Origin of the sequence: Aneurinibacillus danicus (genome assembly GCF_007991215.1) — a bacterium.
In the GTDB taxonomy this organism is placed as follows: domain Bacteria; phylum Bacillota; class Bacilli; order Aneurinibacillales; family Aneurinibacillaceae; genus Aneurinibacillus; species Aneurinibacillus danicus.
Genome location: NZ_BJXX01000016.1, coordinates 40129 through 55892, shown reverse-complemented (window position 1 = coordinate 55892; position 15764 = coordinate 40129). Strand labels below are relative to the sequence as shown.

The 15764-nt window shown below is 46.3% G+C and carries 13 protein-coding genes, 1 other RNA gene and 1 riboswitch; of the genes, 12 read left to right on the top strand and 2 right to left on the bottom strand.

Features of this window, described 5'->3' with window-relative positions:
• From ADA01nite_RS02140 to ssrA, 8 genes are all read left to right on the top strand, one after another.
• Positions 1 to 486, top strand: a 486-nt coding sequence (locus ADA01nite_RS02140) for a Fur family transcriptional regulator (protein ID WP_218029524.1), incomplete at its 5' end; no start/stop codon positions are given.
• Positions 487 to 544: 58 nt separating this feature from the next.
• A complete protein-coding gene (gene secG / locus ADA01nite_RS02135) occupies positions 545 to 778 on the top strand; it encodes a preprotein translocase subunit SecG (protein ID WP_146808246.1) in 234 nt (77 codons plus the stop codon).
• Between the two features lie 49 nt (positions 779 to 827).
• Positions 828 to 1595: an alpha/beta hydrolase gene (locus tag ADA01nite_RS02130; protein ID WP_146808245.1), complete on the top strand. Its 768-nt coding sequence runs from the start codon at positions 828 to 830 to the stop codon at positions 1593 to 1595.
• Positions 1585 to 2337 carry an alpha/beta hydrolase gene (locus ADA01nite_RS02125; RefSeq protein WP_170230084.1) on the top strand — a complete coding sequence of 251 codons (753 nt, stop codon included), beginning with the start codon at positions 1585 to 1587 and terminating at the stop codon, positions 2335 to 2337. The genes ADA01nite_RS02130 and ADA01nite_RS02125 overlap by 11 nt, the downstream gene beginning before the upstream one ends.
• 68 nt (positions 2338 to 2405) lie before the next feature.
• Positions 2406 to 4697, top strand: a complete 2292-nt coding sequence (gene rnr, locus ADA01nite_RS02120) for a ribonuclease R (RefSeq protein WP_146808255.1) — start codon at positions 2406 to 2408, stop codon at positions 4695 to 4697.
• 443 nt (positions 4698 to 5140) lie between these two features.
• A complete protein-coding gene (gene hmpA / locus ADA01nite_RS02115; protein ID WP_146808243.1) occupies positions 5141 to 6361 on the top strand; it encodes an NO-inducible flavohemoprotein in 1221 nt (406 codons plus the stop codon).
• Positions 6362 to 6686: 325 nt separating this feature from the next.
• On the top strand, positions 6687 to 7151 hold the full coding sequence (gene smpB / locus ADA01nite_RS02110; protein WP_146808242.1) for an SsrA-binding protein SmpB: 465 nt from the start codon (positions 6687 to 6689) through the stop codon (positions 7149 to 7151).
• Between the two features lie 123 nt (positions 7152 to 7274).
• Positions 7275 to 7632: a transfer-messenger RNA gene (gene ssrA / locus ADA01nite_RS02105) on the top strand.
• 84 nt (positions 7633 to 7716) lie between these two features.
• On the opposite strand, the gene ADA01nite_RS02100 is transcribed toward ssrA, so the two are convergent.
• Together ADA01nite_RS02100 and ADA01nite_RS02095 are read right to left on the bottom strand one after the other, a co-directional pair.
• On the bottom strand, positions 7717 to 7908 hold the full coding sequence (locus tag ADA01nite_RS02100; RefSeq protein ID WP_146808241.1) for a hypothetical protein: 192 nt from the start codon (positions 7906 to 7908) through the stop codon (positions 7717 to 7719).
• Positions 7909 to 7911: 3 nt separating this feature from the next.
• Positions 7912 to 9264, bottom strand: coding sequence for a B12-binding domain-containing radical SAM protein (locus ADA01nite_RS02095; protein WP_218029523.1), 1353 nt, complete (start codon positions 9262 to 9264; stop codon positions 7912 to 7914).
• A 512-nt stretch (positions 9265 to 9776) separates the two neighbouring features.
• Between ADA01nite_RS02095 and ADA01nite_RS02090 the strand changes: the two genes are divergently transcribed.
• The 4 genes from ADA01nite_RS02090 (at position 9777) to ADA01nite_RS02075 (ending at position 15677) form a co-directional block, all read left to right on the top strand.
• Positions 9777 to 10109, top strand: coding sequence for a hypothetical protein (locus tag ADA01nite_RS02090; RefSeq protein WP_146808240.1), 333 nt, complete (start codon positions 9777 to 9779; stop codon positions 10107 to 10109).
• A gap of 81 nt (positions 10110 to 10190) precedes the next feature.
• Entirely contained in the window at positions 10191 to 11567 is a 1377-nt protein-coding gene (locus tag ADA01nite_RS02085; protein WP_146808239.1) for a DJ-1/PfpI family protein, read from the top strand.
• A gap of 243 nt (positions 11568 to 11810) precedes the next feature.
• Positions 11811 to 12013: riboswitch (cobalamin riboswitch) on the top strand.
• A 335-nt stretch (positions 12014 to 12348) separates the two neighbouring features.
• Positions 12349 to 14610: a ribonucleoside-diphosphate reductase subunit alpha gene (locus ADA01nite_RS02080; RefSeq protein WP_146808238.1), complete on the top strand. Its 2262-nt coding sequence runs from the start codon at positions 12349 to 12351 to the stop codon at positions 14608 to 14610.
• A gap of 35 nt (positions 14611 to 14645) precedes the next feature.
• A complete protein-coding gene (locus tag ADA01nite_RS02075; RefSeq protein ID WP_371863525.1) occupies positions 14646 to 15677 on the top strand; it encodes a ribonucleotide-diphosphate reductase subunit beta in 1032 nt (343 codons plus the stop codon).
• The last annotated feature ends 87 nt before the right edge of the window (positions 15678 to 15764 follow it).

Sequence of the window (15764 nt, the reverse complement as noted above, 5' to 3'; positions counted from 1 at the left end):
GATTTTCACAGAAAAATAAAGGAGGGGCGGACAATGGACGGAAATATCATTGATACAGTCATGGCCCGAATTAAAGAACGGGGTGGACGTGTAACCGTACAGCGACTGGCCATCATCAACGTGCTCATGCGCCTGGACCATCCGACAGCCGAAGAAATTTATCATTTCATGCAGGATGACTTTCCGACCCTGTCATTCACAACGGTGTATAACACGTTAAAGTCTTTGAAAGAGCTGGGTGTGGTACATGAGCACTATCAGGACGAGCGTTCGCGTTTTGAAATCACGGAAAAGCCGCACCATCACTTTCACTGCATGAAATGTGACAAGCTTGTGGATATAGAGCCGGACAAGATCTCTGTCGATCTGGACCCTGACATAAAAGCCGCGTTTTCTCCATTGGAGTCAAAGGTCATTCTAGAAGGCATCTGTCAAAGCTGCCGGGAGCATGATCGGGCGAGTCTTGAAGATGGCCGTCCTTTATGATACATTAGAAAATGGCAAATAATAAAAATGGAACGCTCCGTTTTGGGGAGGCAGAAGAATGGCGGTATTTTTAAAAATTTTACTTGTAATTGTTTCGATTTTGCTTATCGGGGTGGTGCTGCTTCAATCCGGCAAAAGCGCGGGTCTTTCCGGATCGATTGCAGGCGGTGCCGAGCAAATCATAGGGAAAGCGAAAGCGCGGGGCATTGACGCCCTGTTGAATAAGCTAACCGTTATCCTGGCAACATTATTTATGGTATTATCTATTGCCGTTGCGTATTTTCTGCGCTAGTCGGCCTCATATATTGATAACCTGAGCATAGGTCTGAACAGCAAGTGGAATGCTTGCTGTTTTTCTGTATCTTGATGAAGGGACGATGTGTATGATCGGTTGCTTGTTGATTCACGGGTTTACCGGAAGTCCGTACGAAGTGGAGCCAGTTGCCAGGCATTTCGCGGATAGGGGATGGCGAATCGAATCCCCTGTGCTTGCCGGACACGAAGGACATGCTCTCTCCCTGAACCAGGTTACGTGGCAGGACTGGGTGCGTTCAGCGGAAGAAGTGCTCCAGGATATGCTGCTTACGTGTGAACGCGTCCATGTGATTGGATTCTCTATGGGAGGGTTGATTGCGGCCCATCTGTCTGCCCGCTATCCGATTGATAAGCTGGTACTGTTGAGTGCCAGTCTATATTACATCAATCCCCGCCAACTGTTTAAAGACGCGGCTACCATTATCAAGAAGCATTTCACATCGGCCAGCGACGCCAGGGAAGCGTACCGGCGCTATGTAAACAAGGCGAAGACTACACCGCCGCGCGCAGTGATTCATTTTCGACACCTGGTCAAAATATTAAAGCAGGAATTGCCGAAGGTGACGGCTCCCACACTTATCATTCAGGGGGGCAGGGATGATCTGGTGGAGCCGCGCAGCGCAGAGCATATCTATCGGACGATTCGTTCGGCAGAAAAATACCTGCATATTCTTCCTGAATCGAAACATATTATCTGTCATGATTGTGAGCAGGGGCAATTGCTTGCGCTGATTGACGAATTTCTCGATCCTGCGCATGGCGAACGCAAAGGAGAGATGCCTCATGAAAGCTAAACCCCGCTCCCCTGAGACGTTTTTTTATCCGGGTGGAAAAATAGGCTTGCTTTTGCTTCATGGATTTACCGGCAGCACGGCTGAGATGCAGCCGATGGGCCGGTTTTTTCATAAGCTCGGGTTTACCGTTCATGCGCCGCTGCTTGCCGGGCACGGTACGACGCCGGAGGCGATGGCTCGAACGCGCTGGCCGGATTGGTGGCAGAGTGCCCTGAATGGATATGATCGCCTGATCGGGGAAGGCTGTGAACAGATTGTGGCGTCCGGGCTTTCCATGGGGGGGCTGCTTGCGCTGCGTCTTGCCTGTCATCGTTCTCCCGCCGCGCTCATTCTGCTGAATACACCTGTAGACGTGCGGGATAAACGAATCCGCTGGGCCAAATATGTGCATTATGCCCGTCCGTACATACCCCGTTCCGGCAAAAAAGAAGCGCACATTGAATCTGAGATGTTCCCGTATGAACGTACACCGGTCGCCTGCATCGCCAGTCTTTGGCAGTTTATCAATTTAACGAAAAAAGAGCTGGCGCAGGTCACGACTCCGGCGCTGATCGTTCAGTCCACCATTGACGAAACGGTGGCACCTTCCAGTGGAGATTATATTTATTCGCATATTGGTTCACACTATAAAGAAATGAAACAATACCATAAATCCGGACATATCATTACGCTGGATAAAGAACGGGAGCATGTTTTTCGCGATGCGGCTGATTTTCTGGAAAAGATTCTTGATAAAGTATAGAAAAGTCGTATAGATTTCAAGCAAAGGAGAGGGCGGATGTGGCAACAGAAGCAGATATTTTACGTTTTATGCGAGAGCAAGCGAGTCGTCCCATGACGGTAAAAGAACTCGAAGAAGCGTTCGAGATTGAGTCGGCCGCTGAATTTAAAGAATTTGTTAAGATTCTCAATCATTTGGAAAATACGGGACAGATTATCCGTACACGCACCAACCGCTACGGCGTGCCGGAGAAAATGAATTTGATCCGCGGACGCCTGCAGGCGCATGCCAAAGGTTTTGGATTTGTGCTGCCCGATGAAGAAGGAACACCGGATATTTATATTCATGCCAATGATATGAACGGGGCAATGAACCAGGATATCGTGCTGGCGCGCCTGAACCGGAATGCGCGCGGTCCGCGCCTGGAAGGCGAAATCGTACGGATTGTAGAACGTGCGAACCAGACAATTGTCGGAACATATCAGGATGAGAAGCATTACGGGTTCGTCATTACCGACGATAAGCGGATTACGAAGGACATCTTCATTCCGAAAGGTGAATCTATGGGAGCCGTCGACGGGCACAAAGTGGTCGTTGAAATTGTGCGCTATCCGGAGACAAGCCGGGGCAATCCTGAAGGAAAAGTTGTTGAAATTCTCGGACACAAGAATGACCCGGGTGTCGATATTTTGTCCATTATCCGCAAATACGGTCTCCCGGAGACTTTCCCGGAAGAAGTCATGCGTGAGGCGGAAGCTGTACCGGATACGATTAGCGAAGAAGAAATTCAAGGACGGCGAGATTTGCGCGATCGGGTTATGGTGACCATTGACGGCGCCGATGCCAAAGACCTTGATGATGCGGTATCGATTGAGACGCTGGAGAACGGAAATTACCGGCTGGGTGTTCATATCGCCGACGTAAGCTATTACGTCAAGGAAAACTCTGAACTGGATATGGAAGCCTTCCGCCGCGGTACGAGCGTGTATCTGGTGGATCGGGTGATTCCCATGCTGCCGCACCGCCTGTCGAACGGCATTTGCAGCTTGAATCCGAAGGTGGACCGTCTGACGCTTACGTGCGATATGGAAATTGACGATGAAGGCAATGTCGTTAACCATGAAATCTATGAAAGCGTAATTCGCACCAACGAGCGGATGACGTATTCTGATGTGTACAGAATTCTTGAAGAAGACGACAAAGAATTGAAAGAGCGCTACAGAGACCTGGTACCGCATTTTGAAGCGATGAAGGAGCTGGCGCTTCGCCTGCGTCGCTTCCGTATGGAGCGCGGCGCGATTGATTTCGACTTCGGCGAAGCCAAGATCCTGGTCGACGCGGAGGGCAATCCCACGGAAGTGCGGATGCGCGATCGGACCATTGCGGAACGGATTATCGAAGAATTCATGCTGAAAGCCAACGAAACGGTAGCGGAGCACTTCTACTGGATGAATGTGCCGTTCATCTACCGGATTCACGAAGATCCGGATGGTGATCGACTGCAGACATTTCTCGAATTCGTAACCAATTTCGGTTACTTTGTACGAGGCAAAGCAAATAACATTCATCCGCGTACACTGCAAGCGCTGCTTGAGCAAGCGAAAGATACACCGGAAGAGACGGTCATCTCCAAAGTGATGCTGCGTTCGATGAAGCAGGCGAAATACGATGCGGAAAACCACGGCCACTTCGGTCTGGCAGCCGAGTATTATACACATTTCACATCTCCGATTCGCCGCTATCCGGACCTGATTGTACATCGGATGATTCGCGAATCATTGAAGCCCGGTGGATTCACGCCGGCCCGGATTGAAGAGTGGTATGCCAAAATGCCGCATGTGGCCGAGCATTCATCGGAACGTGAGCGTAATGCGGTAGATGCAGAGCGGGAAACGGACGATTTGAAGAAAGCGGAATATATGCTGCAGCATATGGATGAAGAGTTCGATGGGATCGTCAGCAGCGTTGCTTCGTTCGGTATGTTTGTCGAGCTGCCGAACACGATTGAAGGCATGGTGCATATCAGTTACCTGACGGACGATTACTACGATTTCCACGAGAACCAGTATGCGCTCATTGGCCAGCGGACAGGCCGCATGTTCCGCATTGGAGACGAGGTGCGCGTCAAAGTCGTCAAGGTGGATGTGGATGAGCACACGATTGACTTTGAAGTAGTGGGATTGAAGCGCAGCAAAGCTCCGGGGCGCGGTGAAGGGCGCAAAGCCAAGGTCATTCCGGTGCAGAGGAGTGAGCGCAAGCCGCGCGGCAAAGGAAAGCCGGCCAAAGGCAAGGACAACCCGTTCTGGATGGAAGTTGTCGAAAAGAAGAAAAAGAAGAAAAACAGCGTACCGAAGTCGGTAAAGAAGAAAAAGAAGAAATAACGAAGAGAAAGCGTATGGCGAACACCTGCAACGGGCAGGCTGCCATGCGCTTTTTTCATGGTATAGGAAAGTATATTTCGCTTTACAGTGATAAAGCAAAATATACTTTCCCTCTATTGTAAGCGAGAAAAAACTCGCGAGGCGTGTGCCAAACGTTCCTTTTTCCTTGTGGAGCGTGTGACGCGGAGGGAGACAAAGACCGGCAACTGTCTCCCTCCCTGAACGACCCGGATGTTTTGTCGGTCCGACCGGAGCGACACAAAGCGGCTGTTTGGCTTCTTTGAGGAAAAAGGACGAGCGGCATCGCCCGCGAGTTTTTTTCAATTTCTTGCCACAAAGTGTGTGATCATGATCACATTCTGTTTTGATTATTATAACTATAATAAATGTATAAATAATGTTAAAGCTTTAACAGAAAATGAAACAGTGGGAGATAGATGACGATGTTAAGCACACAAACGAAAGAGATTATCAAATCAACGGTGCCTGTATTAGAAACATACGGTGAAGCAATTACCACGCACTTTTATCAACGGATGCTCTCACGCCATCCGGAACTGCTCAATATCTTTAACCATGTAAATCAAAAAAAGGGCCGACAGCAGAAAGCGCTGGCGAACGCCGTATATGCTGCCGCCCTGCATATCGATAACCTGGAGGAAATTTTGCCTGCCGTCAAACAAATCGCTCATAAACACCGGAGCCTGGGGATAAAGCCAGAACATTATCCGATTGTCGGCGAGAATCTGTTGCAGGCGATTAAAGAGGTATTGGGGGATGCGGCCACGGACGAAATTATGACGGCCTGGGGCGAAGCATATGGCATTATCGCCGATGTATTTATCAGCATAGAAGCGGAAATGTATGAAGAAGCGGAAAGACGGCCAGGCGGCTGGAAGGGATTCCGTGAGTTTATCGTAGATAGGAAAGTAAAAGAGAGCGAAGTCATTACTTCGTTTTATCTAAAACCCGCAGACAAAGGCTTAATTGCATCATTTAAGCCGGGTCAATATGTGAGTGTAAAAGTGAGTATTCCGGGAGAGAAGTATACGCATATCCGTCAGTACAGCCTGTCCGATTCACCGGGCAAAGACTATTACCGCATCAGTGTAAAACGCGAACCCGGAGACGAAAGCAAAGCGGAAGGCATTGTATCGAACTACCTTCATGCACGGGTAGGAGAAGGGGATACCCTGCTTCTGAGTGTGCCGGCGGGTGATTTCGTACTCGATACAGATAAGGAGATACCTGTCGTCCTCATTAGCGGCGGAGTCGGATTAACTCCGATGGTAAGCATGCTGAATACGCTTGCTGAGACGCAACCGGAAAGAGACATAACATTTATTCACGCGGCCATTAACGGACGTTATCACGCTATGGGTGAGCAGGTGGCCAGCCTGGCTGAACAACATGAAAATATCCGGGCATTTGTATGTTACGAGCGTCCGGACGAGGCAGATAAGGCGGCACGGCGATATGACAAAGAAGGTTTTATTGATCTGGAGTGGATTCAGTCCATTGTTTCATCGAAGGATGCAGACTTCTACTTCTGTGGTCCGGTGCCTTTCATGAAAGCTGTATACCGAATGCTTAAAGAATGGGGAGTCGAGCAGGAAAACATTCACTTCGAATTCTTCGGACCGGCAGGGAATCTTGAGGAATAAAGAGAGAAATAGTAAAAAATCCGGAGGAATAGCTCCGGATTTTCGCATTTTTCTGTGAAAATTGTGAGGAAAGAAGGAAAGGCAAGAGGAAAAAAGATCCAGGGAAGAAAAAGGCCTTCGCCTTTTTCCCCATTGAAATCCTCCTCTCGTTCTCTGCTCTCTTTTCCTTCGTACCATAAAGGTCAGCTGCCCTTCCCGTAATTTTTATGTCGGAGTTGCAGTTGAAAGGCCATGGTGGTTTTCTGAAGGGATAGCTTTTTAAAAACGCTCGTTTTGTGGTACTATGTATAGATACGAGAAAAAGTTGGCGGAGGAAGGCTAGACGATGAGCAGAGAAGGAATCAAGGTGCTGGCGCAAAATAAAAAAGCGCGTCACGATTACTTTATCGAGGAAACATATGAAGCAGGCATCGTCCTTACCGGAACGGAGATTAAATCGATCCGCAGAGGACGCGTCAACCTGAAAGACGGCTACGCAGGCATCCGCAACGGGGAGGCGTGGCTGTATAATGTCCATATCAGCGAATATGAACAGGGCAACCGGTACAATCATGATCCGGTGCGGGCTCGCAAACTGCTGCTGCATCGCGGCGAAATCAACAAGCTCCTTGGCCAGACGAAAGTACAGGGCTATTCCCTTGTGCCGCTGCGTCTGTATCTGAAGGGCGGATTCTGCAAAGTAGAGATTGGCCTGGCTAAGGGTAAGAAGAATTACGACAAACGTGAATCGATCAAGCAGCGTGACGCACAACGTGAAATGCAGCGCGCATTGCGGGATCGGAACAGGTAAAAAAAGGGAATGAATCCTGGCATACATGTTGCATAGTATATCAGGATATGCTATACTAGGGGTACAACTTGATACGAAACAAGTTATGCGTGCTCTGTTTCCCAGGAGCGACCCTTTAATCACGGGGGCGTTCTGGATTCGACGGGGATGGTTCGAGCATGAGTAGCGAGCCGGTGGGTTGCGATTCCGTAACAACGCAAGCGTAAATATAAACGCTAAAGAAGAAAACTACGCTTTAGCTGCCTAATCGCAGCTAACCCTTACCTCTCCATCGCCCATGTGGAGGGACTAAGGGCCAACTTTAGTGGGCTACGCCTAAGGCTTCCGTCTGTAGCCGAAGGAAGAGATGAATCAGACTAGCCTGTCAGGTAGTGGGTTACCTGGCAGCTTGGCAGGCGAATCAACCACAGGTAACTGCGCTCGGAGAAGCTTATGTGATCGGAGTCTTCGGACGTGGGTTCGATTCCCACCGCCTCCACCAAATACATAAAACGGTAATGGTGGAATATTTGTGATTTAAAGCATAACTTTACCGTTGTGGCAAGGATATGCTTTATATATTGTCTTAAATTAAGTTACCAAAAAATCCAATCATTATATCTCGATTTTTTATTCTTAATAAAAAGTGATATAAAGAACAGCTAGGTAAATTATAACCTAGCTGTTTTTTTATCGTTTTAGAAATTTGTAATACAAGAATGATTTCATCAATGGTGAGAGCCAACACCCTTAACCAGAATCCGGCTTTTTGATTCAATTACTACCTGGCCTCCTTTGTGAAAGAAGGTGTAGAGATGGCCCCTTGTTCCTCTGGGTTAAAGCCGATGTTACCAAAGTTTCGGAGTGCCAGATGATATCCCACATTACGAATGATATTCCACCATAGTCCGGTCTTTGATTTCCACATTCGCTCTATAATTGATGGAATCGAATAAAATTGACGGGCCGCCCATTCAGTGCCCATTAGTAACTCTTCTGGAGACATTAGAGCCGGCTGAAAGACCACATCTTTTTTTCCATTGTATTTAGACCAGTCCTTCGTCAGAATTCTCCCTTCTGCCTCCAGCCTGCGGAAAAGCGGTGTGTTCGGAAAAGGAATCAATACGCTGATAGTAGCCGAATCAAGGCCAATCTCACGGTAAAACTCCACCGTCGAACGGAAAATGGATCTGTCATCATGATCAAACCCGAAGACGGTCCCTGCCTGAATTGCAATTCCATAGTAGTGGAATCGCTCGATAATTTCCTTATACTTTTCCACTTGATTGTGGGCTTTATTGGCGGAGTTCAAGCTGTTCTGGGAGATCGTTTCCCATCCCAGGAAAAGCGCCTTACATCCACTCTTGGCAGCAAGTTCCATGAATTCGTCGTCAAATGCGACTTCCGATGTTGCCTGACTTGTCCACCATCTTTTGTAAGGAATAATGGCCTTGAACAGTTCCTTAGCATAGATCTTATTGGCACCAATATTATCATCCCAGAAGATAAGAGCTCTTCCTGGCATATACTTTAGCTCCTCTACAATATCAGCGATCGGTCGATATCGCATCTTCCTCTGATACATTTGTGGGATTGTACAATATTCACAGGCGAACGGGCAGCCACGTGTGGCTATTGTCACTCCTTTTCCATAGGTTCGCCCCTTGATTAAATCCCATCGAGGATGAGGCATGTTTTGTAGGTCAGGTATTTCACAGGATTTATAAATGGATTGCAAACAGCCGTTTTCAAAGTCAGCCAATAGCTTAGGCCAGACCAACTCGCCTTCTCCCACCACTACCGAATCCGCATGATCCTGGACTTCATCGGGCATTAGTGTCGCATGGGGACCGCCGATCACTACTTTAATCCCTCTTTTACGGTACTCGGCCGCGATCCAATACGCATGTGGAGCGGCCGCTGTATTTGCAGTTATTCCAACCAAATCTACCTTTTTATTGAAATCAACTTTCTGTACAATTTCATCAGTATGTGTAACCTCCCAATGAGGAGGTGTATAGGCTGCCAATAGTGGCATTGTAAGCTGAGGAAAGCGAATGAGCCGCCGATATCTAATAAATCTCGAAGCTTCCGATTCAGCGGTGATAAGTTCTACCTTGTATTTCTTCTTCACTTTGCGTCTCCTCTGTAATCAATCTGTTTTATTCCAATTATAACGAAATTCTGTAAAACTATGTAAGCTTTAAATTATATCAATTAGTTCAACATTTCTGCCCGTTCGGTAAGTAAAGCTCTTTTTTGTGCAGTAAAAGGCATTTTGTCACTTAACAACTAAAAATATAAGAATGGAGGAATAGTTAAAATTTTATATAAATTGAAAATTTGATATGAAAAGTAGCTCAAAATAATTGTTTAAAAGAGTTTAAACAAAAGATTCTCCAGGAACTTGAGCAGAGAAAATCCAAGATAATCGGATATAATGTATGCTTGAGCCGTATGTCTTGAAAGAGACTCGTGTAGTTCTGAGGGGAGAAAAGGGCCCGACTTACCCGACTAAACAAGCAGTTGATTATTGCCGCCTCTAGGCGGTTTTTTTTATGGCTTAATTCATATTGAGTTCATAAAGCTGATTTATAGTATCTCTAGAGTAAGTTAATTCGAAAATTTTTACAGGAGGAAAGAAGAATGAAAATCTGCTGCACAAAGATGAAAACAGGGAAAAAGGTATCAGCGTTTCTGCCGATGATTCTTACTGTTTTAGCTACCCAACACTGGTTGCATGGACTCCTTTTTATCATGCTGGGAGGAACCGCTAGCGAGTTAATGAGCATGAGTATGGATGATATGTTACCATTCCAGCGAGTTATGATTGTACTTACTCTTGTCACCGTACTATGGTCGGTGTACCAGTTATTTAAAGATGGATTTAAAAATAAAGGCATGATTGTGATGACATCCATTTCATCTTTGGTTGGGGTAGGTTATGTCATTATGACATTGGTTAAAACCGGATGGTGAGTTTGATTATTTCCAAACATATTTATATCTTACAGCGGTATAGTAACTGAAAGAATGCATAGTATTGAGGAGGAAAATAAAATGAAGAGATTATTCCTGCGCTTAGTTGTTTATGTATTGATTTTCGTAGTGTTTGTGGGAGGGGTTGGGTTCCTCGGACTTATTCGTTCACAGAAAAATTTTTACGGCGCAATTCGCCAGGAGCCAATCCCTTCTTTACAAGAAGTACAGAAACCTACCTATAATCCGAATAAACCTACGGTTGCTGTCCTGTTGGGGAACGAAACCACCGAGGCATCAGATTTTATGATTCCATACGAATTGTTGTCCAGGACGGGGGCATTCAATGTATATGCCGTTGCTTCAGACAATCAGGTGAGGTCATTAACAGGTGGTCTTGATTTGGTACCACACTACTCTTTTAAAGAAATGGATCAATTATTAGGAAAAAGTCCTGATATTATCGCCATTCCTTTTATGACCATGCGTGACGAAAAGAAGTATGAACCTATCCGGAAGTGGATACAACAACACTCCAACACTACTTTATTAAGCATTTGTGGGGGATCGGGAAACCTTGCAGCTACCGGTTTATTGAAAGGAAAGTCAGCGGCATCACATTGGCAATCGATGCCAGATTTGAAAAGACTATTTCCTGAAACGAACTGGCTAAGGGATCAGCGGTATTTTCGTGAAGGAAACGTGGTGTCCTCGGCGGGTGTTTCATCGGGAATCGATGCCGTTCTCTATGTGATTTCGCAAAAGCTAGGCGAACCCATGGCAGTAAAAATAGCAAAAGAAATGAACTATCCTTCTTACCACTTCGTTAAAAATCCGAAGATGGACCCATTTGATTTCGATATGCGCACCTATTATTTGAATAACGCCTTTCACTGGAGCAAGACAAAGGCAGGTGTGCTGCTGTATAACGGTGTGGAGGAAATGGCGCTGGCTTCCGTCTTTGATATCTATTCAGACACCGGAACGACAAAGGTTCTTTCCATTTCAAGTTCGGAACATCCTGTTGTGACGAAACACGGTCTGAACTTGATTTCAAGACACTTGATATCGAATGCCCCAAAACTGGATAAGATGATTGTTCCGGGAAGAGAAGCAAAATCGTTGGCTGCGGAGGAGATAAAAAAATGGAACGAAAACGGGAATACCAAGGAAGTTCAGTTCGTTCATAGTGATTCCCCAAATCGATTTATATTTGAAGTTCAGCTTGAAGATTTAGCCAAGCAGGAGGACCTTCTCACGGCTAAACATGCAGTGAAACGACTCGAATACCGTGCGAATGATATTCATCTTGAAGGCAAACCGTTTCCGCTTGAAACATACGGAAATATGCTTTTGACCGGTTTACTGGCATTACTGGTAGCTTTCTATATTGACAGACGATTCATTATGAAGAAGAGAACTTCCAAATTAGAAGATACCTCACTGAAAATTTCTTAAGCTTCGTTGAACAAATAATAACACACTAAAAAGCCACCACTTAATAATGGTGGCTTAAGGAGTTGTATCATATGCTTGATTGTGCAATTATGGGTAGAGGTTCAGCGGGGTTTCGTTAAGGTTATTACGTGAGAAGACTAACTTTTATGATGAATATGCAATCGAGGTCTACTACAATTCACTTAAAATAGAAGCGTTCCTCTTGTTATAAACGATATATTGTGTTATTGTTTAAAACAACAACTAAATATTGATTTTTATGGTGCGGTTGACAGATGTACTGTCAATCGCTTAAAAGGGAAGTTCGGTGTAAGTCCGACGCGGTCCCGCCACTGTAATGGGGAGTACGCTTCATGAACGCCACTGTGCTGCAAAAAGCGGCATGGGAAGGCAGAATGTGTGCAACGATCCGAAGCCAGGAGACCTGCCATAAAAAGTACACGAATAGAACCACGAGGAATGGGGAAGTGTAGACAGTGAATCTGGAACGGGACGGAGAAGAAGTGTAGTGCGTCCGCTGATTTCGACTGAATACGATGAAAGATGAAGCATCTTTTCCTGTGTGGAAAGGGTGCTTTTTTATGGTATAGGAAAGTATATTTCACTTTACAGTGATAAAGCAAAATATACTTTCCCTCCATTCGTAAGCGAGAAAAAACTCGCGAGGCGTGTGCCAAACGTTCCTTCTTCCTTGTGGAGCGTGTGACGCGGAGGGAGACAAAGACCGGCAACGCCCGCGAGTTTTTCTCACTTTTGTAAAGAAATGTAGGAGGGCAGATAAATGACTGTTGTTATAAAATCAGAAAATCGCAGTATGCGCTTTGACGAGGAGCGGCTTACACGCTATGCGGACCGGATTATGAATGAGTTTCCTCATCTCAGTCGGGACCGCTGGCTGGCCAGTGTAAAAGCAAAAATAAAAAAGGAAGAAATCAGGGCAGAAGAGATTACGAAGGCAATGTATATGTCGGCGGTCGAAATGATTTCCAAAGAAGAACCGGATTGGACATATGTTGCAGCTCGTTCCTACTTAACCAAATTGTATAAGGAAGCGGCACGTAATCGGGGGTATAAAGCGTATGCGGATCGTCCATATGGCTCTTTTTACCGCTTGATTCAACAACTAACCGCTCAGGACATCTATAAGCGGGACCTCCTGGATACATACAGCAAAGAAGACATCGAAGAGTTAGGCAGTATTATCGACTGCAATCTGGATAAAAAATTTACGTACATTGGACTGCTGACACTGGCAGAACGGTATCTGGCGACTGATTTTTCGGGCAGAATTTATGAGCTGCCGCAGGAGCGGTTCATGGTCATCGCCATGCAGCTCATGGTTTTGGAGCCGGCGGAGAAGCGGTTGGATCTGGTGAAGGAAGCATACTGGGCACTCGGCAACCAGTATATGACCGTGGCGACTCCGACGCTTTCGAATGCGGGAAAAGCGAGGGGGGGCCAATTGTCAAGCTGCTTTATTGATACGGTGGACGATTCGCTTCAGGGAATTTATGATTCCAATACAGACATTGCCCGTTTATCCAAAATGGGGGGTGGAATTGGCGCGTATCTTGGAAAAATCCGGGCTCGGGGCTCTTCTATTCGTGGTTATGAAAACAAATCAAGCGGTGTTATTCCATGGATTCGGCAGTTGAATAATACGGCTGTGAGTGTGGATCAGCTTGGCACAAGGAAGGGCAGTGTCGCCGTCTACCTGGATATATGGCATAAAGATATTCTCGCTTTTCTGGACTTAAAGCTGAATAACGGGGACGAGCGGTTGCGTGCACACGATGTTTTCCCGGGTGTCTGCATCCCTGACATTTTCATGGAGGCCGTAGAAAAGCGGGAAGAATTTCATTTGTTTGACCCGCATGAAGTGCGGCAAGTCATGGGCTATTCGCTGGAAGATTTTTATGACGAAGAAGTAGGGCGTGGCAGCTTCCGAACAAAATATGAGGAGTGTGTTGCCCATCCGACATTAAGCCGGATTACCGTACCAGCAATTGATATTATGAAGAGGATTCTCATTTCGCAGTTGGAGACAGGAACGCCGTTTATGTTCTACCGGGATACGGTGAACCGCGCCAATCCGAATAAGCATCAGGGTATGATTTATTCCAGTAATTTATGTACTGAAATCTTACAGAATATGTCGGCCACGATCGTAAAAGAAGAAACAATGGAAGACGGGGAGATTATCATTCGAAAGACGCCGGGTGATTTCGTCGTATGCAATCTATCAAGTATCAATCTGGGCCGAGCGGTGCCAGACGACGTGCTTGAGCGGCTTATCCCGATTCAAATCCGCATGCTGGACAATGTCATTGATATCAATCAAATCGAAGTGCTGCAAGCACAGCGGACAAACAAACGCTACCGTGCGATTGGACTCGGCACCTTTGGACTTCATCACCTGCTTGCACGTAAGGAAATCAAGTGGGAGAGCGAAGAAGCGATACAGTATAACGACCGGCTATACGAAAAAATAAACTACCTGGCAATCCGGGCTTCAATGGAATTAGCCAGAGAAAAAGGAGCGTATCCGCTGTTTGAGGGCAGCGAATGGGAAAACGGTAACTTCTTTACGCAAAGAAGTTACGATTCATCAGAGTGGAAGCAGCTTGCTGCCGATGTTGCAGAGAATGGTTTGCGTAACGGTTATTTGTTTGCGGTGGCGCCCACCGGCTCTACTTCGATTATCGCAGGCTCGACCCCTTCCATCGATCCTGTATACGAACTTATTTCATACGAAGAAAAGACAACATACAAAGTTGCCAATCCAGCACCGGATTTATCGCCGCAGACGATTTGGTACTACAAAACCGCCTTCCATATCGATTCGCACTGGTCTATCCGGCAGGCGGCAGCACGTCAGCGTCACATCGACCAGGGGCAAAGCTTCAACTTCTATGTACGTCCTGATATTCATGCAAAGGAATTTCTGAATTTGCATATGGAGGCATGGAAGAACGGACTGAAAACTACGTATTATGTGCGCAGCCGTGCGGTTGAGATGGACGAATGCGAAGCCTGCATGTAAATTGAACAACATCCTAAGAGAAGGGGATTGAATTCATGCTGAAAGTACAAGAGGTATTCAATACGGAAGCCCCCAACCGGGCGACAAAAATTATCGGAGGAGAGTGTTCTTCCGTCCTAAACTGGGATGATATCCGGCATCCGGAGATGTACAAGCTGTATAAAGTGCTTATCGCCAATCACTGGATTCCGTCGGAAATTCCGATGAACAAAGATAAGCAGCAATTTAAAGAATTAACGTCTGTCGAGCAGGAGGCGTATAAGAAAATCATTGGCCTGCTTGCCGTACTCGACAGCATGCAGACAAATTTCGTAACCGATGTAGGACAGTATTTCACCGACTCCTCACTGGTCGCGATTGCCGCTATCATTAATCAGCAAGAAGTTATTCATAATCAATCATATTCATATGTGCTTTCCAGTATTGTGGATTATCATACACAAAAAGAGGTATTTGAGTATTGGAAGCATGATGAAGTGCTGCGGCGGCGCAATTTGTTTATCGCGGGCGTTTACCAGCGTTTCCGTGATGAGAAGAATCCACAAACATTTTTTGAAGCAATTGTAGCAGATATGATTCTTGAAGGGGTGTTCTTCTACAGTGGTTTCGCTTTCTTCTACAACCTGGCCCGTAACCAGAAAATGCTGGGTACCAGCCAGATGATTAGTTATATCCAACGGGATGAGGCGCAGCATGCATATTTCTTCGGGGAAGTGTGCAAGCTGTTGCTTACTGATTTTCCGGAACTGAACACGGAAGCGAACAGACGGTATGTGTATGATACGATTGGCAAAGCGGTAGAGCTGGAAATCGAGTGGGCACATTACGTGCTGCAAGGAATAGAAGGCATCGATGTAGAGGAGTTTGCCGATTATATTAAATTCATTGCCAACAAACGCCTGCAAACAATGGGTTTTGCCAAAATGTATGAGGGCGTCGATAACTGCATGCCGTGGATTCGTCCGTTTTCGGATGAGGCCCTGAATCAGACGAAAACCGATTTCTTTGAAGGCAAGTCCCGGACGTACGCTAAAGTTACGACAGCCAATGGCTTTGATGAATTGTAAAAATGAGGAAAAAGGCGAAGGCCTTTTTCTTCCGTAGATCTCATTTCCTCTTTCTCTCCTTCTTTTCTCACGATTTTCACAGAAAAG

Bases quoted from the DNA above. Each gene is read 5' to 3' on its own strand.
- ADA01nite_RS02075 (WP_371863525.1), top strand. From the start codon at position 14,646: ATGCTGAAAGTACAAGAGGTATTCAATACGGAAGCCCCCAACCGGGCG.
- rnr (WP_146808255.1), top strand. From the start codon at position 2,406: ATGCGAGAGCAAGCGAGTCGTCCCATGACGGTAAAAGAACTCGAAGAA.
- ADA01nite_RS02080 (WP_146808238.1), top strand. From the start codon at position 12,349: ATGACTGTTGTTATAAAATCAGAAAATCGCAGTATGCGCTTTGACGAG.
- ADA01nite_RS02125 (WP_170230084.1), top strand. From the start codon at position 1,585: ATGAAAGCTAAACCCCGCTCCCCTGAGACGTTTTTTTATCCGGGTGGA.
- hmpA (WP_146808243.1), top strand. From the start codon at position 5,141: ATGTTAAGCACACAAACGAAAGAGATTATCAAATCAACGGTGCCTGTA.
- ADA01nite_RS02130 (WP_146808245.1), top strand. From the start codon at position 828: ATGCTTGCTGTTTTTCTGTATCTTGATGAAGGGACGATGTGTATGATC.
- smpB (WP_146808242.1), top strand. From the start codon at position 6,687: ATGAGCAGAGAAGGAATCAAGGTGCTGGCGCAAAATAAAAAAGCGCGT.
- ADA01nite_RS02085 (WP_146808239.1), top strand. From the start codon at position 10,191: ATGAAGAGATTATTCCTGCGCTTAGTTGTTTATGTATTGATTTTCGTA.
- ADA01nite_RS02090 (WP_146808240.1), top strand. From the start codon at position 9,777: ATGAAAATCTGCTGCACAAAGATGAAAACAGGGAAAAAGGTATCAGCG.
- secG (WP_146808246.1), top strand. From the start codon at position 545: ATGGCGGTATTTTTAAAAATTTTACTTGTAATTGTTTCGATTTTGCTT.